Here is a 21950-nt window from a genome sequence, read left to right as displayed (position 1 = left end):
ATCGTTCCCACGCTCTGCGTGGGAATGCAGCCCGGGACGCTCCGCGTCCCTTCAACAGCCGAACGCGGAGCGTCCGTTGAGGCATTCCCACGCAGAGCGTGGGAACGATCGACGATCGATTAAGCCGGCTTGATGCGATCCGAAGGACGCCGCACACCCGCCACAATCTTATCCACAGCCTTGGTCGCCGCGACCATGCCAAACGTCGCCGTGACCATCATCACTGCGCCAAACCCGCCCGCGCAGTCGAGCTTCACGCCGTCTCCGACAAAACTCTTCTGCAAACAGATGCTGCCGTCCGGTTTCGGGTAGCGCAGTTGTTCGGTGGAAAACACGCACGGCACGCTGTAATGGCGCGTCACGGTGCGGGAGAAGTTGTAATCACGGCGCAACGTCGAGCGTACTTTCGAGGCCAGCGGATCGTTGAACGTGCGGTTAAGGTCGCAGACCTGGATCAGCGTCGGGTCGATCTGACCGCCGGCGCCGCCGGTGGTAATGATCTGAATCTTGCGGCGCTTGCACCAGGCGATGAGCGCGGCCTTGGCATTCACACTGTCGATGCAGTCGATCACGCAATCGATGTTCGGCGTGATGTACTCGGCCATGGTCTCGCGGGTGACGAAATCCGCCACCGCGTGCACCGTGCAGTCCGGATTGATCCCGCGCAGGCGTTCGGCCATCACCTCGACCTTGGGCTTGCCGACGGTGCTGTCCAGCGCGTGCAGCTGGCGGTTGGCGTTGCTGACGCAAACGTCGTCCAGGTCAAACAGCGAAATCTCGCCAACGCCACACCGCGCAACGGCTTCCGCCGCCCAGGAACCGACGCCACCGACGCCGACAATCGCCACATGGGCGGCGCGCAGGCGCTCAAGGCCCTCGATGCCATACAAGCGGGCGATGCCGGCAAACCGCGGATCTTCTGTACTCATGACCATTACCCCAAAAACCGGCGCGCATTATAGGCCCACCGCGCGAGAACTTTTCACCTTCCGGCTAGAAGTGTAAGAACTTATGTGAAACCCAATTGCCCAATGTCAGGCTTTTCCCTGCCTGCTGTACGGTAAGTGAAAGCACGGTGTAGGATGCGCGCCCCTTGGCCGACAGCCGACCGTTCCTTCGTTCCACTGCCTTTGGAACCTGAAATAGCTATGTCATCGCGTAAATTTGGACTCAACCTGGTCGTGGTGCTCGCCATCGCAGCCTTGTTTACCGGCTTCTGGGCGCTGATCAACCGCCCGGTCACCGCCCCCAACTGGCCCGAACAGATCTCCGGTTTTTCGTACTCGCCGTTTCAACAAGGCCAGTACCCACAGAAAGACCAATACCCTAGCGACGATGAAATGCGTCGTGACCTGGAGATCATGAGCAAGCTGACGGACAACATCCGTACTTACTCGGTCGACGGCACCCTGCAAGACATTCCCAAACTGGCCGAAGAGTTCGGTTTGCGGGTAACGCTGGGGATCTGGATCAGTCCGGACCAGGAACGCAACGAACGCGAGATCACCCGCGCCATCGAAATTGCCAACTCGTCCCGCAGCGTGGTTCGCGTGGTGGTCGGTAACGAGGCGATCTTCCGTAAGGAAATCACCGCCAAGGACCTGAGCGTGATCCTCGATCGCGTCCGCGCAGCCGTGAAGGTGCCGGTGACCACGTCCGAGCAGTGGCACGTCTGGGAAGAACACCCGGAACTGGCCAAGCACGTCGACCTGATCGCCGCCCACATACTGCCCTACTGGGAATTCATCCCGGTGGACAAGGCCGGCCAATTCGTCCTCGACCGCGCCCGCGACCTGAAAAAAATGTTCCCGAAAAAGCCGCTGCTGCTCTCGGAGGTTGGCTGGCCGAGCAACGGCCGCATGCGTGGCGGCACCGATGCGAGCCCGGCAGATCAGGCGATCTACCTGCGCACATTGGTCAACAAACTCAATCGCCAGGGCTTCAACTACTTCGTGATCGAAGCGTTTGACCAGCCGTGGAAAGCCAGCGACGAAGGTTCTGTGGGCGCTTACTGGGGCGTGTTCAACGCTGCCCGCCAGCAGAAATTCAACTTCGAAGGCCCGGTGGTCGCGATCCCGCAATGGCGCGTGCTGGCCATCGGTTCGGCGGTGCTGGCCTTGCTGTCCCTGACGTTGCTGATGATTGACGGCTCGGCCCTGCGTCAACGCGGTCGCACTTTCCTGACCTTTATCGCGTTCCTTTGCGGTTCGGTATTGGTGTGGATCGGTTACGACTACAGCCAGCAATACAGCACCTGGTTCAGCCTGACGGTGGGTTTCCTGCTCGCCCTCGGCGCACTCGGGGTCTTTATCGTTCTGCTGACCGAGGCGCATGAACTGGCCGAAGCGGTCTGGACGCACAAGCGTCGGCGCGAATTCCTGCCGGTGGTCGGCGAGTCGGACTACCGACCGAAAGTCTCGATCCACGTGCCGTGCTACAACGAACCGCCGGAGATGGTCAAACAGACCCTCAACGCCCTGGCCAATCTCGACTATCCGGACTTCGAAGTCCTGATCATCGACAACAACACCAAGGACCCGGCGGTCTGGGAACCTGTTCGCGATTACTGCGAAACCCTCGGCCCGCGCTTCAAGTTCTTCCACGTTGCACCGCTGGCCGGTTTCAAGGGCGGCGCGCTCAATTACCTGATTCCGCACACCGCCAAGGATGCCGAAGTCATCGCGGTGATCGACTCGGACTACTGCGTCGACCCGAACTGGCTCAAGCACATGGTGCCGCACTTCGCCGACCCGAAAATCGCCGTGGTGCAGTCGCCACAGGATTATCGCGACCAGAACGAAAGCACCTTCAAGAAGCTTTGCTACGCGGAATACAAAGGCTTCTTCCACATCGGCATGGTCACCCGCAACGACCGTGACGCGATCATCCAGCACGGCACCATGACCATGACCCGGCGCTCGGTGCTCGAAGAACTCGGCTGGGCTGACTGGTGCATCTGTGAAGATGCCGAGTTGGGCCTGCGCGTGTTCGAGAAAGGCCTGTCGGCGGCGTATTACCACACCAGTTACGGCAAGGGCCTGATGCCCGATACCTTTATCGACTTCAAGAAACAGCGTTTCCGCTGGGCCTATGGTGCGATTCAGATCATCAAGCGTCACACCGCCAGCTTGCTGCGCGGCAAGGGCACCGAGCTGACCCGTGGCCAGCGTTACCACTTCCTCGCGGGCTGGTTGCCGTGGGTCGCGGACGGCATGAACATCTTCTTCACTGTCGGCGCGTTGTTGTGGTCGGCGGCGATGATCATCGTGCCGCAGCGGGTCGATCCGCCGTTGCTGATTTTCGCGATCCCGCCATTGGCGCTGTTCGTGTTCAAGGTCGGCAAGATCATCTTCCTCTACCGTCGCGCGGTCGGGGTCAACCTCAAGGATGCGTTCTGCGCGGCACTGGCCGGGCTGGCGTTGTCGCACACCATCGCCAAAGCGGTGCTGTACGGTTTCTTCACCAGCAGCATTCCGTTCTTCCGCACACCGAAAAACGCCGATAACCACGGCTTTTGGGTGGCGATTTCGGAAGCGCGTGAAGAAGTATTCATCATGCTGCTGTTGTGGGGCGCGGCGCTGGGGATCTTCCTGGTGAACGGGTTGCCGAGCAACGACATGCGTTTCTGGGTGACCATGTTGCTGGTGCAATCACTGCCGTACCTGGCGGCGCTGATCATGGCGTTCCTGTCTTCGCTGCCCAAACCGGTGGTCGAAACAGAGACGGCGCCAGCGGTCTAAATCTTTGCAGATGCACTAAACGGCGGCCAATGGCCGCCGTTTTGCTTTAAGATAACCGCCATTTTGCAGGGCTTGGCGTGATCTCCATCCCTGTGGGAGCCAGCCTGCTGGCGATGGCAATGTAACAATCACAGTTTATGTTGACTGCCACACCGCCATCGCCAGCAGGCTGGCTCCCACATTAGTCCGCGCCCACATTCATGATCTCCGGAGTTTTCCATGACGGCCCACGCCGACCTTTCGCCGACCCTTCAACTCGCCATCGACCTGATCCGCCGTCCGTCCGTGACCCCGGTCGACGCCGATTGCCAGAAGCAGATGATGCAGCGCCTGGGCGATGCCGGTTTCAAACTGGAACCGATGCGCATCGAAGATGTGGATAACTTCTGGGCGACCCACGGCAAACACGACGGCCCGGTGCTGTGCTTCGCCGGTCACACCGACGTGGTGCCGACCGGCCCCGTGACCGCTTGGCAGATCGACCCGTTCAACGCGCTGATCGATGAACACGGCATGCTCTGCGGCCGTGGCGCCGCAGACATGAAAGGCAGTCTGGCGTCGATGACCGTGGCAGCCGAGCGCTTTGTCGCCGACTACCCGGACCACAAGGGCAAGGTCGCATTCCTGATCACCAGCGACGAAGAAGGCCCGGCGCACCACGGCACCAAGGCTGTGGTCGAACGCCTGGCGGCGCGCAAGGAACGTCTGGACTGGTGCATCGTCGGCGAACCGTCGAGCACCACGCTGGTGGGCGATGTGGTCAAGAACGGCCGTCGTGGCTCCCTCGGCGCCAAGCTGACCGTACGCGGCGTGCAAGGTCACGTGGCCTATCCGCACCTCGCCAAGAACCCGATCCACCTGTCAGCTCCGGCGCTGGCCGAACTGGCTGCCGAGCACTGGGACCACGGCAACGATTTCTTCCCGCCGACCAGTTTCCAGATCTCCAACGTCAACTCCGGCACCGGCGCGACCAACGTCATCCCGGGCGATCTGGTGGCGGTGTTCAACTTCCGCTTCTCCACCGAATCCACTGTTGAAGGCCTGCAAAAGCGCGTTGCCGACATCCTCGACAAGCATGGCCTGGACTGGCATATCGACTGGGCGCTGTCCGGCCTGCCGTTCCTGACCGAGCCGGGCGCGCTGCTCGATGCCGTGGCCTCGAGCATCAAGGACGTCACCGGTCGCGAAACCAAGGCGTCCACCAGCGGTGGCACCTCCGACGGTCGCTTCATCGCGACCATGGGCACACAGGTGGTTGAACTGGGCCCGGTCAACGCGACGATTCACCAGGTCAACGAACGTGTACTGGCCACCGACCTCGATGTGCTGACCGAAATCTATTACCAGACCCTGATCAAGTTGCTCGCCTGATGCTCGCCTGCCCGATCTGCAGCGAACCGCTGAACGCGGTGGACAACGGCGTGGCCTGCCCCGCCGGGCATCGTTTCGACCGTGCGCGCCAGGGTTACCTGAACCTGTTGCCGGTGCAGCACAAAAACAGCCGCGACCCTGGGGATAACCTGGCGATGGTCGAAGCGCGCCGCGACTTCTTGAACGCCGGCCATTACGCGCCGGTGGCCAAGCGTCTGGCGGAACTGGCGGCGCAGTACGCGCCGCAGCGCTGGCTCGACATCGGTTGTGGCGAGGGTTACTACACCGCGCAAATCGCCGACGCCTTGCCCAACGCTGACGGTTACGCGCTGGACATCTCTCGGGAAGCAGTCAAACGCGCCTGCAAGCGCAATCCGCAACTGACCTGGTTGATCGCCAGCATGGCGCGGGTGCCGTTGGCGTCCGGCAGTTGCCAGTTCCTGGCCAGCGTCTTCAGCCCTTTGGATTGGGAAGAAGCCAAGCGCTTGCTCAGCCCGGGCGGCGGCTTGATGAAAGTCGGGCCCACCAGCGGTCATCTGATGGAGTTGCGCGAGCGGCTTTACGACGAAGTCCGCGAGTACACCGACGACAAGCACCTGGCCCTGGTGCCCGAAGGCATGACGTTGCAGCACAGCGAAACCCTGGAGTTCAAACTGACGCTGGAAGAGGGTCAGGACCGGGCGAACCTGTTGGCCATGACGCCTCACGGCTGGCGCGCCAGTGCCGAACGCCGGGCGGCGGTAATCGAACAGGCCGAGCCGTTCGAGGTCACTGTTTCGATGCGCTACGATTATTTCGTACTTCAATAATTTTTGGTGTCGAGCAAACGCTCGAGGCCGGCTAAATCCGCGAATGGATTTTTCAAGACCGCAGTGAGGACATCCATGCGCCAACCCGATATCGAGATTTACCTGAAAGACGCCGACGTCGACTACAAGGCCATCGCGGCCTGGCTCGGCCAAGCGTTGGGCCCGTGCACCGACTGGGTCCAGAAAGGTCAGACTTACAAGTGCAAGGCTGGCAACGTACCCGTCACCTGGCTGCCCAAGGCGGTAGGCAAATGGAACAGCCTGTACCTGGAAAGCGATCAAACGCCGTGGGACGACGACATCGCCTGTGCCCGCGCAGCCTTTGCCGCTCTGAACGTTGAAGTGCGCTGCGCGCCGGGGACGTGGATCGAGGAAGAAGGTGAAGAAACGGCGGACCGCTGGATGCGCATCAGCGCCGACGGCGAAGAAGAAATCACCTGGAAAACCACTTGAGACACTGATCGTTCCCACGCTCTGCGTGGGAATGCCTCAACGGGCGCTCTGCGTCCACTTCTGGGACGCAGAGCGTCCCGGGCTGCATTCCCACGCAGAGCGTGGGAACGATCCTTAATAGGTTTACAGCCCCACAACATCCTCAGCCTGCAAGCCCTTCTCGCCGGTCACCACGCCGTATTCAACCTGCTGACCTTCAGCCAGCGAGCGATGCCCCTCACCGCGGATCGCGCGGTAATGCACGAACACGTCCACCCCGTCCTCGCGCTGAATAAACCCGTAGCCCTTGGCGTCGTTGAACCACTTCACATTGCCGGTTTCGCGCGTTGCCATATCAGTACCCCCCTTGTTTTTATTTTGAACGGCCGAGTATATGACAGCCGCCAAAACTCTCAACTCAAGTTTACTTAGCCGCTTTTTTGCCGATTTTAAGCGAATACGGCACACTATCGGCCGCCCGAGCAATTGCTCGGTTTTACTCACTCAAGCAGAAGCCGTATGACCCGCTCCCCGTTCCGCCGTCTTGTGTTTGGCACCCTGCGCCGACTGTTGTACCTCTGGGTTCGCTCGGAGACGATCAATCAGTCGTCGTTCACCCTCAACCTCGACCGCAGCCGTCCGGTGTTCTACGTTCTGCAAAACCCTTCGCTGACCGACCTGGCCGTGGTCGACACCGAATGCACCAAGGCAGGCCTGCCTCGCCCGGTACTGCCGGTCTCGGTGGGCAACCTGGTGGAGCCCGCCGCGTTCTTTTACCTGACCCCGGAGCCCGACTGGCTCGGCCGTCAGGACAAACGCGGCGCGCCGCCAACCTTGACTCGACTGGTCAGCGCCCTGAGCCAGAACGCTGCCGAAGACGCACAGATCATTCCGGTCAGCGTGTTCTGGGGCCAATCGCCGGACAGCGAATCAAGCCCGTGGAAACTGCTGTTCGCCGACAGCTGGGCGGTGACCGGACGCCTGCGTCGATTGCTGAGCATCATCGTCCTGGGGCGCAAGACCCGCGTGCAGTTCTCCGCACCGATTAACCTGCGTGAGCTGATCGATCACAACAAAGGCCACGAGCGCACCGTGCGCATGGCCCAGCGAATCCTGCGGGTCCACTTCCGCAACCTCAAAGCTGCAGTGATCGGCCCGGACATTTCCCACCGTCGCAACCTGGTCAAAGGCCTGCTCAACCAACCGTTGGTCAAACAGGCGATCCTCGACGAAGCCGAGCGCGAAAACATCTCCCCGGAAAAGGCCAAAGCCCAGGCCTTGCGCTACGGCAACGAGATCGCCTCGGACTACACCTACACCGCGATCCGCTTCCTGGAAGTGGTGCTGAGCTGGTTCTGGAACAAGATCTACGACGGCATCAAGGTCAACCACATCGAAGGCGTGCAGAACGTCGCCCAAGGTCACGAAGTGATCTACGTGCCGTGCCACCGCAGCCACATCGACTACTTGCTGCTCTCGTACCTGCTGTTCCGCAACGGCCTGACCCCACCGCACGTCGCCGCCGGGATCAACCTCAACATGCCGGTGATCGGCAGCCTGCTGCGCCGTGGCGGTGCGTTCTTCATGCGCCGCACGTTCAAGGGCAATCCGCTGTACACCTCGGTGTTCAACGAATACCTGCACACCTTGTTCACCAAGGGTTTCCCGGTCGAATATTTCGTCGAGGGCGGCCGTTCGCGGACCGGGCGCATGCTGCAACCGAAAACCGGGATGCTGGCGATCACCCTGCGCAGCTTCCTGCGTTCATCGCGCATGCCGATCGTGTTCATTCCGGTGTACATCGGCTACGAACGAGTACTCGAAGGCCGGACTTACCTCGGCGAACTACGCGGGGCGACCAAGAAGAAAGAATCGATCTTCGACATCTTCAAAGTCATTGGCGCTCTCAAGCAGCGCTTCGGCCAAGTGGCGGTGAACTTCGGCGAGCCGATAAAACTGGCGGAATTCCTCGACAGCGAACAGCCGGACTGGCGCCAACAGGAACTGGGTCCGCAGTTCAAACCGGCGTGGCTCAACGAAACCACCAACCGCCTCGGCGACAAAGTCGCGCAGCACCTGAACGAAGCGGCGGCGATCAACCCGGTCAACCTCGTGGCGCTGGCCTTGCTGTCCACCAGCCGCCTGGCGCTGGATGATCGCGCCATGGCGCGGGTGCTCGACCTGTATCTGGCGCTATTGCGCAAAGTCCCTTACTCGCCGCACACCACGTTGCCGGAAGGTGACGGTCGCGCGCTGATCGAGCATGTGAAGGACATGGACCTGCTGTCGGAACAGAGTGATGCCCTGGGCAAAATCCTGTACCTGGGCGAGCAGAACGCCGTCCTCATGACGTACTACCGCAACAACGTGCTGCACATCTTCGCTCTGCCGTCGCTACTGGCGAGTTTCTTCCAGAGTGCGTCGCGCATGAGCCGCGAGCAAATCCTGCGCTACGCCCGCGCGCTGTATCCGTACCTGCAATCGGAACTGTTCATTCGTTGGTCGCTGGAAGAACTGGATGGCGTAATCGATCAATGGCTGGAAGCGTTCGTCGAACAAGGCCTGCTGCGTTTCGAGAATGACGTCTACCTGCGTCCGGCGCCAAGCTCGCGACATTTCGTGTTGCTGACCTTGCTGTCGAAAAGCATCGCCCAGACCTTACAGCGTTTCTACATGACGGTTTCGCTGTTGCTCAACAGCGGTCAGAACAGTATCAGCGCCGAAGAACTGGAAGACCTGTGCACCGTCATGGCCCAGCGCCTGTCGATCCTGCATGGCTTGAACGCCCCGGAATTCTTCGACAAGAGCCTGTTCAGACACTTCATTCAAACGATGCTGGACCTCGATGTGCTCAAGCGCGACGAATCCGGCAAATTGAGCTATCACGAACTGCTGGGTGAGCTGGCTGAAGGGGTGGCCAAACGGGTGCTGCCAGCCGAGATTCGATTGTCGATCCGTCAAGTGGCGCTACACCGCAGTGAAGATGCGGCGGATCAGGCTTAGTTAATCTGCCTGTCACTTCCAGACAACAACTAAAAGAACAACCTTGTTCTTTTAGTTGTGCAGATATGAACTAATACAGCCCCGCTCAAACAATCACGATAAGGACATCGCGATGAACACTGCACAAAACACCGATCAATATGTCACGCTGACGTTTAGTTTACCCGATGACTATTTCCCCCCTGAAGGTGGCGAAGGCGAAACCCGGATAAGCGTCTATACCGCAAACACCAAGCCCCCCATCAGTGTGGCAACATCAAGCATTCCCGCCTTGCGCAGTGGACGTTGGAATTTTTCTTTTGCACATAAGTATTTCGATATCAGCGTTAAATACCTTATTACAGTAAACATGACTCACAACGGTATTCCGCTGTTGATTGACCTGGACTACTTTGTGATCGTCCATGCTGCGCCGCACCGACAAACCGTGCATCTGAGTCCTGTCGGGCGCCTCTACATTCAGGCGCAAACGCCACAGGAAGTTAAGCCTGAACAAGCGGTGACCATCGTGGCGCATGAGCACGACGACACGAATGCGCAACTGATCCGAATACACATCAGCGAAAAGATGGCTGAGGCGCTTTATCTGGAATACGATCCGGACACCGTCATCCCTGGTAAACGCTATACCCTGACCGGCATTGAAAACCACTATTTCAATACGATCGAGGTCTACCCTCGCGCCGTGGTATTAAAACCCTCCATGCCTTACAGCTTGACGGCAGCGACCCGTGAGCACTGATAATTCGCATCGATGCCGTCCGCTAATTTCCTCTTTCGTACAAGGAAGCTGCCATGCTCCGCCCTACCCTTCGCTTTGCCGGCCTCTGCGCAGGCTTGATGATCTCCGCCAGCGCGCTGGCGCTGTCGCTTGCTGACCTGTCGCAAAAAGACGCCACCGGCGGCCTCAAGGATGCCCTGACCCAAGGCGCGCAACTGGCCGTCAAACAACTAGGCACACCGGGCGGCTTCAGCAACAACCCGGACGTGAAAATCGAACTGCCAGGCAAACTGGGTAAAGTCGCCAGCAAAATGAAGCAGTTCGGCATGGGCGATCAGGTCACTGAGCTTGAAACCAGCATGAACAAAGCGGCTGAAACTGCTGTGACCCAGGCGCAGCCAATCCTGGTGGACGCGGTCAAGAAAATGAGCGTCGAGGACGCCAAAGGCATTCTCAGTGGTGGCAACGACTCAGCAACTCAGTACCTGAGCAAGACCAGCCGTGAACAGATCCGCCTGAAATTCCTGCCGATCGTGAAGCAAGCCACCGACCAGGTTGGCCTGGCCAAGCAATACAACACGTTTGCCGGCCAGGCAGCGACCATGGGCGTGCTGGATACCAAGAACGCCAATATCGAGGGCTACGTGACCGAGCAGGCATTGAACGGTTTGTTCAAGATGATCGGCAAACAGGAACAAACCATCCGAGAGAACCCGGCTGCTGCGGCGACGAGTTTGGCGAAGAAGGTGTTTGGTACGCTGTAGTCTTCAAACCTGATCCTGTGGGAACGAGCCTGTTCTCACAGAAATCAGGTCGTCAATGCAGCCCGTAGAAAGAAAACCCACTCGCGTCCCATCTTCCTTTTCTCAAACACGTTCAACTCAACCAGCCCGTTTAACGTGGCTGACGCGGCGCCGTACGAACAGTCCAGGTTTTCCTTCACGTTGAAGGCCGTAAACTCCTTCGCCATCCCGCTCTTGGCTACGTGGTAAATAGCGCGCTGCTTTTCGGTCAAACGATCGAAAAATCCGGATTCGGTCAGCCAGCGATCAAAAAGCTCCGTATACGCCAGACTTTTCCGATAAGCCTCAGTAAAACCACTGACAGCGCGCAGAATCACTGAACACTGAAAGTCGATGAAATACGTCAGGTCTAAATCATCAGCCTCGGTATTGAGATAAGACCGGCCATACTTCACCGGCGCATTACGTAGCAAAATGCTGATCGCGATGTAGCGAAACGCCGAAAAATCATTCTTGAACATGAACCAGTAGAACAGCGCACGCGCGACTCGGCCGTTGCCATCACGAAAAGGATGCTCATAACCCAGAGCGAAATGCAGTGCGATGCCTTTGATCAAAGGATGAACGTAGCCCTCGCGCTCGGGATCGTCGTGCGACTGGTTGAGCCAGTCCGCCAACACTTGTAATCGCGTCTCCAGCCCAGCCGCAGGCGGCGGCGTATGAACGGTGTTGCCCTCGCCGTCCTGCACGACCACATCGTCATTGTTTCTGAACGCCCCCGGCGAGTACTGCGCATCGTCGATACCCTCGACACCGACCCGGTGCATTGCCGTCATCAGCTCAGCACTTAACGGCTCGTAGCGCTTTTCCCATGCGAAGTTCATCATTTTGAAGTTGCCTACGACCATTCGCTCATCTGGAGTGCGCGGCAGGCGTTTGCGCTTAAGCATGTCCTTGGCCACCCGTGTGGTGGTTGCCGCGCCTTCAAGCTGACTGCTGCTGATGGCTTCGTCTTCGATCAAATCGTTGAGCAGATAACTGAAATGCGCATGCTCACCAATCTGGCTGGTCATGTACTCCAGCGAAGCCGTGGTGGCTTGTCGGTCGACGGCCGAAATGGTTTTTTGCGCCAAGGGCGTCAGCACAAAGGTGCCCCACTGCACTGGCTCGCCAAGTGGAAGAAGGCTTGAATACTGTGCAGTCCGGGCCTTCTTCACCAGCGCCCAGCACAGGCCCGAATCCATTCCTGGCGCCCAGCGGTAGCGTAACTCGTCGAATGGAAGATACCGTCCCTGATCATCCAGCGGTTTGAGCAAGGCGAGGTAGTCACAGAGGCGCTCCCTATGGGGTGTCTGTGCCAATAGATCGAATACCCGGTCCGACCTCCCTGTCAGCACGGGTGGCTTTTTCATCATTGATGTCTCAAATACTCATAAAACCGAGTCTTGAGTACAGCACTCAGGCCTCGCTGACTCAATATCAGAGAGGTCCGAGATTATCGTAGGAAATCAGACCGGCTCTTTCTTGACCCTGAACCAGGCCGCATACAACGCCGGCAAAAACAGCAACGTCAGCGCTGTCGCCACAATCAACCCGCCCATGATCGCCACCGCCATCGGCCCGAAGAACACGCTGCGCGACAATGGGATCATCGCCAGCACCGCCGCGAGTGCCGTCAGCACAATAGGCCGGAAGCGCCGCACCGTGGCTTCGATGATCGCCTGCCACGGCTTGAGCCCGGCCGCGATGTCCTGCTCGATCTGGTCCACCAGAATCACCGAGTTGCGCATGATCATGCCGGACAAGGCGATGGTCCCAAGCATCGCCACGAAACCGAAGGGCTGACGAAACACCATCAGGAACAACGTTACGCCGATCAAGCCCAGCGGCGCTGTCAGAAACACCATCACGGTGCGTGAGAAACTGCGCAGTTGCAGCATCAGCAAGGTCAGCACCACCACGATAAACAACGGCACGCCGGCCTTCACCGAGTTCTGCCCGCGGGCAGAGTCTTCCACCGTGCCGCCGACTTCCAGCAAGTAGCCGTCGGGTAGTTCAGCACGCACCGGTTCGAGAGTCGGCAGGATTTGTTGCACCAGGGTCGCCGGTTGTTCCTTGCCATAGATGTCGGCGCGAACGGTCACGTTCGGCAGGCGATTTCGGTGCCAGATGATGCCTTCCTCGAAACCGTATTCAAGGGTCGCAATCTGCGACAGCGCCACGCTGCGGCCATTCTCGGTCGGCACCGCCAGGCTTGGCAGCAAGGACAGCTCGGTGCGTTCATGCACGGTGCCGCGCAACAGAATCTCAATCAATTCGTTGTCTTCGCGGTACTGGCTGACGCTGGAACCGGTGAGGGAGCTTTGCAGGAACTTCGACAGATTCGCCGTACTCACGCCCAGCGCCCGGGCGCGGTCTTGATCAACGTTCAGGTAAACAACTTTGCTCGGTTCTTCCCAGTCCAGATGGACGTTGGCCACGTGCGGATTTTCACGAACCTTGGCCGCGACTTTACGGGCCAATGCGCGCACTTCTTCGATGTGTTCGCCGGTCACCCGAAACTGCACCGGATAGCCAACCGGCGGGCCGTTTTCAAGACGCGTGACCCGTGAACGCAGGGCCGGGAATTGTTCATTGAGGGTTTCAATCAGCCAGGTGCGCAGGGTTTCGCGTTCCTCGATGGTCTTGGCCAGGACCACAAACTGGGCGAAGCTCGCCGCCGGCAGTTGCTGATCCAGCGGCAAGTAAAAGCGCGGCGATCCGGTGCCGACGTAGGCCACGTAGTTGTCGATGCCGGCGTGATCCTTCAACAAGCCTTCAAGGCGTTTAACTTCGTCGGCGGTGTTGCTCAGTGACGCGCCTTCCGCGAGTTTCAGATCGACCATCAATTCCAGTCGGCCCGAGGCCGGGAAAAACTGTTGCGGCACAAAACGGAACAGCACTACCGACGCGATAAACATCACCACGGTCAGGACAATCACTGTTTTACGCCGGCGCACGCACCACTCCACCAGGCGCCTGACACGCTGATAGAACGGCGTGCCGTACGGATCGGGTTGATCGGTGCCATGTTTGGCGGCATGAATCTTTGCCAGATCCGGCAGGAGTTTTTCCCCCAGGTACGGCACGAAAACCACTGCGGCAATCCACGAAGCCAATAGCGCGATGGTCACCACCTGAAAGATCGACCGGGTGTATTCGCCGGTGCCCGATTGCGCGGTGGCAATCGGCAAGAACCCGGCGGCGGTGATCAGCGTGCCGGTGAGCATCGGGAACGCGGTGCTGGTCCAGGCATAACTGGCCGCCTTGATGCGGTCGAAGCCCTGTTCCATTTTGATCGCCATCATTTCCACGGCGATGATCGCATCGTCCACCAGCAAGCCCAACGCCAGCACCAACGCGCCGAGGGATATTTTGTGCAGGCCAATACCCAGGTAATACATGCAGGCGAAGGTCATCGCCAACACCAGCGGAATCGCCAGCGCCACCACCATGCCGGTGCGCACACCGAGTGAGAAAAAGCTCACCAGCAACACAATCGCCAGGGCTTCGACCAGCACCTGAACGAACTCGCCAACCCCGGTTTTCACCGCGGCGGGCTGATCGGACACCTTGCGTAGCTGCATGCCGGCCGGGAGGTTTTGCTGGATACGGTCGAACTCGATTTCCAGCGCCTTGCCCAGCACCAGAATATCGCCGCCATCCTTCATCGCCACGGCCAGACCAATGGCGTTTTCCGCCATGAAGCGCATGCGCGGTGCCGGCGGATCGTTGAACCCGCGACGCACGTCGGCGACATCGGAAATACGGAAGGTACGATCGCCTACGCGGATCGGGAAGTTCTTGATCTCGTCGACTGTCTGAAAATTCCCCGAAACCCGTAGCTGCAATCGCTCACTGGTGGTTTCAAAGAACCCGGCCGTGGACATCGCATTCTGCTCTTCGAGCGCTTTCTGCACCGCAGCCAATGGCAATCCGAGGGTCGCGAGCTTGACGTTGGAAAGCTCGATCCAGATCTTCTCGTCCTGCAAACCGAGCAAGTCGACCTTGCCGACATCCTTGACCCGTTGCAGCTGGATCTGGATGCGGTCGGCGTAATCCTTTAGCACCGCGTAATCAAAGCCGTCGCCGGTCAGCGCATAGATATTGCCGAACGTGGTGCCGAACTCATCGTTGAAAAACGGCCCTTGAATACCGGGCGGCAAGGTCTGGCGAATGTCGCTGATCTTCTTGCGAACCTGATACCAGAGATCCGGTATTTCCACCGAGTGCATGGAATCGCGAGCAACGAAGGTGACCTGGGACTCGCCCGGACGGGAGAACGAGACAATGCGTTCGTACTCACCGGTTTCCATCAGTTTCTTTTCAATGCGCTCGGTAACCTGCCGCGAGACCTCTTGCGCGGTGGCGCCCGGCCAGTTGGTCCGAATGACCATGGCTTTGAAGGTGAACGGCGGGTCTTCGCTTTGGCCGAGCTTGGTGTAGGAAAGTGCGCCAACGACCGCCAGCAGGAGCATCAGGAACAGTACGATCTGGCGATTACGCAGCGCCCATTCGGAAAGATTGAAACCCATCGGGGATTACTCCTTGTCCGCCAGTTTGACCACGCGGTTGGAGCGATCCACCGGGCGCACTTGCTGCCCGTCATGAAGCACATGAACACCGGCGGCCACCACCCAATCACTGGCGTTCAGGCCTTCAAGGACCGGCACGGTTTTCTCACCGAATGCGCCGACCCGGACCGGGGCTTTTTTCAGGGTATTGTTGGCGCCGAGCACCCAGACGTAGGTCGCACCGTTTTCTGCGGTGACGGCCGACAGCGGGACCGACAGCGACACCGCCTCGGCAGTCTGGATAAACACCCGGGCACTCTGGCCCAGTTCGGCGGGGACCTTACCGGCAGTGAAGGCGATACGCGCGGCGAAGGTGCGCGATTTCGGGTCGGCGGCTGGCGACAGTTCACGGATGCGCCCGGCGAAACGCTGATCGGGCTGGGTCCAGAGTTCAACCGATACCGGCTGGCCGACCTTGAAGCGACCAAAGCTCTGCTCCGGCAGGCTGATCAACACGTCACGCTCGCCATCGGTTGCGAGGGTAAACACGGTTTGCCCGGCGGCCACCACTTGCCCGACTTCCACCGCGCGCTTGGCCACCACGCCATCCTGAGGCGCACGCAACACCGCGTAACTGGCCTGATTGGTCGACACGTTGAATTCGGCTTTGATTTGCTTGAGACGCGCTTCACCGGATCGGTAAAGGTTCTCGGCATTGTCGTACTGCGAGCGACTGACCATCTGGCGGTCCATCAGCGTTTTGTAGCGATCACGCTCGGCGCGCACCAGGTTCAGGTTGGCCTCGGCGGCCGCAACCTGGGCACGGGTGGCTTCCAGTTGCAGGCGTACGTCCTGCGGATCGAGTTCTGCCAAAGGCTGGTCGGCCTTAACCCGCTGCCCCTCTTCGACCAGTCGTCGGCTGACTTTGCCGCCAATGCGAAACGCCAGGTCCGGCTCGTAACGAGCCCGCACTTCACCCGGATAGCTTTCCATTGCCTGGGCCGAAGGCTCTGGCTGTACCACCATGGCCGGGCGAACGGTGACTTGAGGCGCCTCTTCATGGCCACACGCAGACAATAAAAACGCCAGAGCGACTGGCAACGCGAGGGGCAAGGCATAGCGGAACATGGTGAAGGACCTTTCGCTAATGGTGCTTGGAATAATTATACTTGCCAGTATGTTATTAATAGCAAACTCACCAGTCCAGTATTAAAGCGAAGAATGTCGAACAATCTTTCAGCACCCAACGGTCCGGGCCGCCCCAAGGATCTGGCCAAACGCCAGGCCATCCTCAACGCGGCGAAAACTTTGTTTCTGAGCAAGGGTTACGCCAATACCAGCATGGACGCCGTGGCGGCGGAGGCCGGCGTATCCAAACTGACGGTCTACAGCCATTTCAACGACAAGGAGACGTTGTTCTCCGCCGCCGTGATGGCCAAGTGCGAAGAGCAGCTTCCCACGCTGTTTTTCGAATTGCCGGATGGCATCGCCGTGGAAACGGTGCTGTTGAATATCGCGCGCGGTTTTGATCAGCTGATCAACAGCGATGAATCGGTGAACCTGCATCGGCTGATGATGGCCCTGGGCAGTCAGGACCCGAAACTCTCGCTGATCTTTTTCGAAGCCGGGCCTCAGCGCATGCTGCATGGCATGGAGCGGTTACTGACCAAGGTTGATCAGAGCGGCGCATTGCGCATCGATAAACCGCGCAATGCGGCCGAGCACTTCTTCTGCCTGCTCAAGGGCGCGGCGAATTTCCGCTTGTTGTATGGCTGCGGCGAGCGGTTGACCGGGGATGCGGCCGAGGAACATGTGCGGGAAGTGGTGGGGTTGTTTATGCGGGCTTATCGACCTGAGTCAGCTAGATAGTTTTTTGTAGTCTGATCAGGCCCCATCGCGAGCAAGCTCGCTCCCACAGGGTTCTCGGCAGTCCTGTGGGAGTGAGCTTGCTCGCGATGGGGGCGACGCGGTCTTAAGGCTTGAGCGCTTTCTTGGGGTAAATGTCGTACCGGCTGGATTTGCCATCCAGCGCATGGCTCGGTTTCGGCCCCTCAATGCACGGTGCCTTGCGCGGACGCTTGACCACCACCCGATGGCTGGCCAGCGCCAACGCAGCTTCCAGCAATGCCGGTGCATCCGGGTCATCACCCACCAATGGCCGGAACAGGCGCATTTCCTTCTTCACCAACGCCGTTTTCTCACGGTGCGGAAACATCGGGTCGAGGTAGATCACCTGGGGCGGCTCCCCTTCCCAATTGCGCATCACCTCGATCGAATTGCCCTTGAGCAACTTCATTCGCGCCACAATCGGTGCCACGTCGAAATCTTCCGCGCCACGGGCCAGACCGTCTTCCAGCAACGCACCAATCAGCGGCTGGCGCTCGATCAGGCTCATCTCGCAGCCCAGACTCGCCAGCACAAACGCATCCTTGGCCAGCCCTGCCGTGGCATCCAGTACGCGTGGACGCACGCCCTGCGCGATGCCAACCGCCTTGGCGATCATCTGCCCGGTGCCCCCACCGAACAACCGCCGATGCGCGGCCCCCCCTTCGACGAAGTCCACCCGCACCGGCCCCGGCGCGTCCGGCCCGAGCTGTTGCAGCTGCAATCCCTGCTCGCCCACCTGCAAGGCAAACTCGCCGTCATCCACTTGCAAAGGCAGGCCCAGGCGTTCAGCCCATTGCTCGGCTTGTGGCTGAAATGCCGGGGCCGAGGCCTCGACATGGATGCGGCAGGCCGCAGGTTGCTCAATCATGGGAAAACACGCTCAAAAAATTAATGATCGGCAAAAACGGCCGATAACAAAACTAACGAGCATTTTGCCAGAGCTGAGCGTCGACCGAGAAAAATGTCAGGCATTCAATCCACATCCGTAGGCTACATTTCGCGTCATGGCGATTATGGTCTGCGAAACTCTCAAGCACTGAGCGGCGTCAGTCACCTGTGGCAGGATTTTTTTGCCCAGGCCCTGGCCGATCAGTCGAGTGATGTGGTGCCGGCGTGTGGCACCTTCCCGCCGGTTGACCTCGAAAGCCCGGTCGAACCGACCGTCGGCAGCGAGCTGCTGGCGCACATCGTCAGCCAGCGCGAATGCGATGTGAAAGAAACCGAGGTCAAGCCACCCGAGCCGCTGTTCCTGCCGATTGCCGAGTTCGAGATGGACCTGGCCGACAAGCCTTTCCCACCGTTCCCACCACAAGAAATCGTCGCCCAGCAAAAACAGCAAGACTTCGAAAGCAGCTGGGTTCGTCCGATCGTGCTCACCGCTGGCCAGCAAGCCCCGGAAGCCGGCCCGGCGCCACAACCGCGTCCGCTGCACTTGCCCATCGCCGAATTCGAGATGGACCTGCTGGACAAGCCATTCCCGCCGTTCTCGCCCGAAGAACTGGTCGAGCAACAAAAACACTTCGATTTCGATACCGGCTGGGCTCGCCCGATCGTGCTGCAGAACCTGCGCATCGCCGCCTGACATTCAATGACAAGCCCTTAGGCGATGGGCGGCGTTGCAGTCCAGGCTCAACACCACGCTGAACAGGCCGCCACCGAAACCGCATCGTCAGCCTTTGAACAATTGATTGGCCTTCGCATACGGCATGGACCGCGACGTGAATCCGAACGTGCCCGACGTCTTGATCTCTTCAGCGGCGCGGAAAAACTCGCCATAGGCAGCCAACGCCAGCGCCGAACCGACGCTAACGCGTTTGACGCCCATTTCGCGCAACTGCTCGACTGTCAGCTTGAGCCCGCCGGACATCAACACATTGACCGGTTTCGGTGCCACGGCGCGAACCACCGCCAACACGTCTTCAGGACTGCGCAGGCCCGGCGCGTACAACACGTCGGCGCCCGCCTCCGCGAAGGCCTGCAAGCGGCGAATGGTGTCGGCGAGATCTGGATTGCCATGCAGGAAGTTCTCCGCGCGGGCGGTCAGCATGAACGGGAAAGGCAAGCTGCGCGCTGCGGCGACAGCCGCTTCGATACGCGCCACGGCATGTTCGAAGCAGTAAATAGGCGTCTGTTCGCGGCCTGTGGCGTCTTCGATCGAGCCTGCGACGGCACCGGCCTCGGCTGCCCGCAAAATGCTCTGTGCGCATTCCGCCGGGCCGTCGGCGAAGCCGTTTTCCAGGTCCACCGCCACCGGCAGATCCGTCGCTGCGACAATCGCCCGAACATTCGCCAGGGTGTCCTCTAACGACAACCCGCCATCGGGGCGTGCATTGGAAAAGGCATAACCGGCACTGGTGGTCGCCAGTGCCTCGAAACCCAGGCTGGCGAGCATCTTCGCCGAGCCGGCGTCCCACGGGTTGGGAATGACAAAAATGCCTTCGCGTTCGTGCAGTGCTTTGAACGCCTGGGCTCGAAGGGTTTGTGCATCCATTGGCAGGCTCCTGAAAAGGGGAACGATTCCGCCTCAGAGCAGGCCAAGTTGCTCGGCGGCGGGTTCTCTGTATAGCTCAGGCAGCGGCGCCAAGCCAGGCAAACGCAGCATCAGTTGTGCGTGAAAACGTTGCGCCAGCCTGGCCGCCAGCAAGTTATCGGCGGTGTGCAGGAAGATGTAGGGGGTACGGCCCTCTTCGATCCACAAGGCGATTTTCTCGACCCACGGCACCAGAAACGGATCGTTGGCTTCAAGCTGCGGATGGCCGATGAAGCGTACCTGCGGGAATTGGGTGAACGCTGCCGGGCGCGGCGGCACGTTGGGCTTTTTCGATTGCGCGTGCAGCACCGAGGGATCGGTTGACGTGCAACTGAACAATGCGCGCGGATCAAGGCAAATCCGCTCGACGCCACGGTCGCGCAACAGGCGGTTGAGCATTCGCTCGCTGTCACCTTTGGCGAAAAATTCGCTGTGGCGCACTTCTACCGCCAACGGTCGCTCCACGGCATCGATGAAAGCGGCGAGTTCGGGCAATCGTTGCGGCGTAAAGCTTTTCGATAATTGCAGCCACAACGGCGAAACCCGCTCGCCCAATGGGCTGAGCAATTGCAGGAAGGTTTCGGTGGCAGTCAGTTGTTCGCGCAGGTCACCGCCGTGGCTGATGTCGCCGGGGAACTTGGCAGTGAAGCGAAAGTGTTCGGGCAGAATCTCGGCCCAACGCTGCACGGTGCTGGCAGCCGGGCTCGCGTAGAAGGTCGTATTGCCCTCTACGGCGTTAAACACTTGGGAATAAAGATTCAGAAACTCGGCGGGTTTGGCGTCGGGCGGATAAAGATAGTCGCGCCAGGCGCTTTCACTCCAGGACGGGCAGCCGAGGTAGTAAGGCAGCAACATCAGATGTAAAGGTCGAGGCCCAGCACACCTGAATCCCAATCGACAAACCCGGCAGTGCTCAGGTAGCTGGCGAGTGCCGTGGCGACGCTTTTGCTCATGGCGCGGTGGTAGATCATGTCTTGCTGACGGGCCGGGAGATTGCTCAGGCGTTGCGCGGAGGCTTTGGCAGCACGGGCGGCCAGTTGCTCTTCGGACGGAATCTCCAGCTCGCCGTCGATATCGACGTTGTCGTCATCCGCCACAGGCCCTTTGCGGGGTTTGCGCTTGATGGGGTACGACTGGGAGGAAAGGCCGTCTATACGCATGAGTACATGTCCGGTATCAGTAATGGCAGTTTAGTGGCACATATCCCACTTCGCAAACCGCCGAGTGATAACTAGAACACATAAAATCAAAAAGGTTTAAAAGCGGGGAGATAAATCGACGATTGGCTGCGTTGCGCAGATCGCCATCGCGAGCAGGCTCGCTCCCACAGGACCTGCGCTACCCCCCCTGTGGGAGCGAGCCTGCTCGCGATGGGACCGACCCGATCTCAGGGATTAACGCGCTTTCGGGGTCGCCACTTTATCGCGCAGGTAAACCGGCTGAGCTTCATCCGCCACAATCGCTTCACCGCGTTCCCAGGCAAACCGCGCCAGCGTCAGCAGGTCTTCGGCGTGAGGCAGCATGCCCGCGTCCTGCCCGGTGAGGTTGACGGCGATGCGCTCGGCATAACCCCAACCGGTGCCCGCGCCAAACCAATCGCCGCTGGCGTCGGCAGGCAATGCCGCCGCTTCCGGCGCCAATACCGCTTCCTTGCCGACCAGGCGCATCTCCCCCGCCGTTTCGCGGTAGCAACCCCAATACACCTCGTCCATCCGCGCATCGATGGCGGCCGCGACCTGGCTCACGCCGTGTTCGCGATACGCCCGCTGTGCCAGCACCGCCAGGTTGGACACCGGCAGCACCGGGCGATCCAGCGCAAACGCCAGGCCTTGCACCACGCCAATGGCGATCCGCACACCGGTGAATGCGCCTGGCCCACGACCGAATGCAATGGCATCGACCGCCTGCAGCGTGGTCCCGGCATCGGCCAGCAGTTGCTGGATCATCGGCAACAGCTTCTGCGCATGCAGGCGCGGGATCACCTCGTAATGGCTCGTGACTTTGCCTTCATGCAGCAAGGCAACGGAGCAAGCTTCAGTCGCGGTGTCCAGGGCCAGCAAGGTGCTCATCGATGTTTCCGTAAGAAAGAGAGGTCAGAAAAAGTGCGCCAGTATAAACAACTACGGCCCGCAAGCGGGCCGTAGAAGATGAAGCGATTCAG

The 21950-nt window shown here is 59.7% G+C and carries 19 protein-coding genes; 9 read left to right on the top strand and 10 right to left on the bottom strand.

The annotated features are described in order from the left end of the window. Positions 1-119: 119 nt before the first annotated feature. A complete protein-coding gene (tcdA, locus tag QRN31_RS02365; protein WP_502942436.1) occupies positions 120-935 on the bottom strand; it encodes a tRNA cyclic N6-threonylcarbamoyladenosine(37) synthase TcdA in 816 nt (271 codons plus the stop codon). Positions 936-1148: 213 nt separating this feature from the next. Here tcdA and QRN31_RS02360 point away from each other — a divergent pair, with 213 nt between their 5' ends. The 4 genes from QRN31_RS02360 (at position 1149) to QRN31_RS02345 (ending at position 6373) form a co-directional block, all read left to right on the top strand. Beyond that, complete coding sequence (locus tag QRN31_RS02360; RefSeq protein WP_285429964.1) at positions 1149-3740, top strand: glycosyltransferase; 2592 nt, start codon at positions 1149-1151, stop codon at positions 3738-3740. Positions 3741-3959: 219 nt separating this feature from the next. Further along, positions 3960-5111, top strand: coding sequence for a succinyl-diaminopimelate desuccinylase (gene dapE, locus QRN31_RS02355; RefSeq protein WP_285429962.1), 1152 nt, complete (start codon positions 3960-3962; stop codon positions 5109-5111). After that, positions 5111-5920 carry a putative RNA methyltransferase gene (locus QRN31_RS02350; RefSeq protein WP_285429960.1) on the top strand — a complete coding sequence of 270 codons (810 nt, stop codon included), beginning with the start codon at positions 5111-5113 and terminating at the stop codon, positions 5918-5920. Before dapE ends, QRN31_RS02350 begins: the two co-directional genes overlap by 1 nt. A 75-nt stretch (positions 5921-5995) precedes the next feature. Further along, positions 5996-6373 carry a hypothetical protein gene (locus QRN31_RS02345; protein WP_285429959.1) on the top strand — a complete coding sequence of 126 codons (378 nt, stop codon included), beginning with the start codon at positions 5996-5998 and terminating at the stop codon, positions 6371-6373. A gap of 123 nt (positions 6374-6496) precedes the next feature. Here QRN31_RS02345 and QRN31_RS02340 read toward each other — a convergent pair whose 3' ends face one another. Continuing rightward, positions 6497-6706, bottom strand: coding sequence for a cold-shock protein (locus QRN31_RS02340; RefSeq protein ID WP_008146705.1), 210 nt, complete (start codon positions 6704-6706; stop codon positions 6497-6499). Between the two features lie 165 nt (positions 6707-6871). Between QRN31_RS02340 and plsB the strand changes: the two genes are divergently transcribed. The 3 genes from plsB (at position 6872) to QRN31_RS02325 (ending at position 10840) form a co-directional block, all read left to right on the top strand. Next, the gene (gene plsB / locus QRN31_RS02335; protein ID WP_285429958.1) at positions 6872-9355 is read left to right on the top strand and encodes a glycerol-3-phosphate 1-O-acyltransferase PlsB; all 2484 of its coding nucleotides are present in this window, start codon (positions 6872-6874) and stop codon (positions 9353-9355) included. Positions 9356-9467: 112 nt separating this feature from the next. Beyond that, positions 9468-10097, top strand: coding sequence for a hypothetical protein (locus QRN31_RS02330; protein WP_285429956.1), 630 nt, complete (start codon positions 9468-9470; stop codon positions 10095-10097). Positions 10098-10150: 53 nt separating this feature from the next. Next, on the top strand, positions 10151-10840 hold the full coding sequence (locus QRN31_RS02325; protein WP_285429955.1) for a DUF4197 domain-containing protein: 690 nt from the start codon (positions 10151-10153) through the stop codon (positions 10838-10840). Positions 10841-10884: 44 nt separating this feature from the next. Here the strand turns inward: QRN31_RS02325 and QRN31_RS02320 are convergent, their stop codons facing one another. The 3 genes from QRN31_RS02320 to QRN31_RS02310 all read right to left on the bottom strand — a co-directional run bounded on the left by QRN31_RS02320 (position 10885) and on the right by QRN31_RS02310 (position 16500). Beyond that, positions 10885-12231 carry a Fic family protein gene (locus QRN31_RS02320; protein ID WP_285429969.1) on the bottom strand — a complete coding sequence of 449 codons (1347 nt, stop codon included), beginning with the start codon at positions 12229-12231 and terminating at the stop codon, positions 10885-10887. A 96-nt stretch (positions 12232-12327) separates the two neighbouring features. Beyond that, complete coding sequence (locus tag QRN31_RS02315) at positions 12328-15393, bottom strand: efflux RND transporter permease subunit (protein ID WP_285429954.1); 3066 nt, start codon at positions 15391-15393, stop codon at positions 12328-12330. 6 nt (positions 15394-15399) lie between these two features. Continuing rightward, the gene (locus tag QRN31_RS02310) at positions 15400-16500 is read right to left on the bottom strand and encodes an efflux RND transporter periplasmic adaptor subunit (RefSeq protein WP_285429953.1); all 1101 of its coding nucleotides are present in this window, start codon (positions 16498-16500) and stop codon (positions 15400-15402) included. A 93-nt stretch (positions 16501-16593) separates the two neighbouring features. On the opposite strand from QRN31_RS02310, the gene QRN31_RS02305 reads away from it, so the two are divergent. Continuing rightward, positions 16594-17241: a TetR/AcrR family transcriptional regulator gene (locus QRN31_RS02305; RefSeq protein WP_285429952.1), complete on the top strand. Its 648-nt coding sequence runs from the start codon at positions 16594-16596 to the stop codon at positions 17239-17241. 103 nt (positions 17242-17344) lie between these two features. Here the strand turns inward: QRN31_RS02305 and QRN31_RS02300 are convergent, their stop codons facing one another. Further along, positions 17345-18127 carry a class I SAM-dependent methyltransferase gene (locus QRN31_RS02300; protein WP_502942435.1) on the bottom strand — a complete coding sequence of 261 codons (783 nt, stop codon included), beginning with the start codon at positions 18125-18127 and terminating at the stop codon, positions 17345-17347. 93 nt (positions 18128-18220) lie between these two features. On the opposite strand from QRN31_RS02300, the gene QRN31_RS02295 reads away from it, so the two are divergent. Beyond that, positions 18221-18841, top strand: a complete 621-nt coding sequence (locus tag QRN31_RS02295; RefSeq protein ID WP_285429951.1) for an energy transducer TonB — start codon at positions 18221-18223, stop codon at positions 18839-18841. Between the two features lie 87 nt (positions 18842-18928). On the opposite strand, the gene QRN31_RS02290 is transcribed toward QRN31_RS02295, so the two are convergent. From QRN31_RS02290 to tsaB, 4 genes are all read right to left on the bottom strand, one after another. After that, positions 18929-19750: an isocitrate lyase/PEP mutase family protein gene (locus QRN31_RS02290; protein WP_285429950.1), complete on the bottom strand. Its 822-nt coding sequence runs from the start codon at positions 19748-19750 to the stop codon at positions 18929-18931. Between the two features lie 33 nt (positions 19751-19783). Further along, on the bottom strand, positions 19784-20644 hold the full coding sequence (locus QRN31_RS02285) for a DUF72 domain-containing protein (protein ID WP_285429948.1): 861 nt from the start codon (positions 20642-20644) through the stop codon (positions 19784-19786). Further along, positions 20644-20949: a hypothetical protein gene (locus QRN31_RS02280; RefSeq protein WP_222589948.1), complete on the bottom strand. Its 306-nt coding sequence runs from the start codon at positions 20947-20949 to the stop codon at positions 20644-20646. Before QRN31_RS02280 ends, QRN31_RS02285 begins: the two co-directional genes overlap by 1 nt. Before the next feature lie 234 nt (positions 20950-21183). Next, on the bottom strand, positions 21184-21858 hold the full coding sequence (tsaB, locus tag QRN31_RS02275; protein WP_090187910.1) for a tRNA (adenosine(37)-N6)-threonylcarbamoyltransferase complex dimerization subunit type 1 TsaB: 675 nt from the start codon (positions 21856-21858) through the stop codon (positions 21184-21186). Between the last annotated feature and the right edge of the window lie 92 nt (positions 21859-21950).

Source organism: Pseudomonas sp. fls2-241-R2A-110, from assembly GCF_030209165.1.
Taxonomy (GTDB): Bacteria; Pseudomonadota; Gammaproteobacteria; order Pseudomonadales; family Pseudomonadaceae; genus Aquipseudomonas.
Note: the sequence above shows the minus strand (reverse complement) of the source record. Positions and strands in the feature narration are given on the sequence as shown.